The sequence below is a fragment of the Burkholderia sp. AU18528 genome, from assembly GCF_002223215.2.
In the GTDB taxonomy this organism is placed as follows: Bacteria; Pseudomonadota; Gammaproteobacteria; order Burkholderiales; family Burkholderiaceae; genus Burkholderia; species Burkholderia semiarida.
In genome coordinates this window covers 1-953 of record NZ_NKFC02000012.1, presented here as the reverse complement: position 1 = coordinate 953, position 953 = coordinate 1, and the positions used below count along the sequence as shown (strand labels likewise).

At 50.9% G+C, this 953-nt stretch carries 2 tRNA genes and 2 rRNA genes; all 4 read left to right on the top strand.

Features of this window, described 5'->3' with window-relative positions:
- Positions 1-112: ribosomal RNA gene (locus CFB52_RS34015) — 16S ribosomal RNA — on the top strand; the annotation flags it as partial.
- Between the two features lie 62 nt (positions 113-174).
- A tRNA-Ile gene (locus CFB52_RS34010) sits at positions 175-251 on the top strand.
- Positions 252-289: 38 nt separating this feature from the next.
- Positions 290-365 (top strand) — tRNA-Ala (locus CFB52_RS34005).
- Between the two features lie 290 nt (positions 366-655).
- Positions 656-953 (top strand): 23S ribosomal RNA (locus tag CFB52_RS33995); the annotation flags it as partial.

Below are 953 nucleotides of genomic sequence, written 5' to 3'. Positions count from 1 at the left end.
AGAAGTGGCTAGTCTAACCGCAAGGAGGACGGTCACCACGGTAGGATTCATGACTGGGGTGAAGTCGTAACAAGGTAGCCGTATCGGAAGGTGCGGCTGGATCACCTCCTTTCCAGAGCTTCTCGCATAGTTGAGCGCTCACGCTTATCGGCTGTAAATCAAAGACAGACTCAGGGGTCTGTAGCTCAGTCGGTTAGAGCACCGTCTTGATAAGGCGGGGGTCGTTGGTTCGAATCCAACCAGACCCACCATTGTCTGGCGGTAGGTACCTGAGGGAATCTGTACTCATGGGGGCATAGCTCAGCTGGGAGAGCACCTGCTTTGCAAGCAGGGGGTCGTCGGTTCGATCCCGTCTGCCTCCACCAATCCTCAATGACAAGTGTTCGACGTCGTCGAATTTTTGTCATTGGCGATTGAGCCAGTCAGAGGATATCAACAGATATCGGCTGTCGTTCTTTAACAATCTGGAAGAAGTAAGTAATTTGGATAGCGGAAGCGTCTTGAGATGGGCGTGGAAACTATCCGGGTTGTGATTGTATCGATGTATCTCAAGATGATTCGAACTTCATTGTTCGGCTCAATTGGAATACGGCACAACGCGAGAACTCAACCTGTAGCGACTGTAGCGTCGAAAGATGAGACAGACTCGTTATAGGGTCAAGCGAACAAGTGCATGTGGTGGATGCCTTGGCGATCACAGGCGATGAAGGACGCGGTAGCCTGCGAAAAGCTACGGGGAGCTGGCAAACGAGCTTTGATCCGTAGATGTCCGAATGGGGAAACCCACTCCTTATGGAGTATCCATGGCTGAATACATAGGCCATGCGAAGCGAACGCGGTGAACTGAAACATCTAAGTAACCGCAGGAAAAGAAATCAACCGAGATTCCCAAAGTAGTGGCGAGCGAAATGGGATGAGCCTTGCACTCTTTATTTGTATTGTTAGCCGAACGC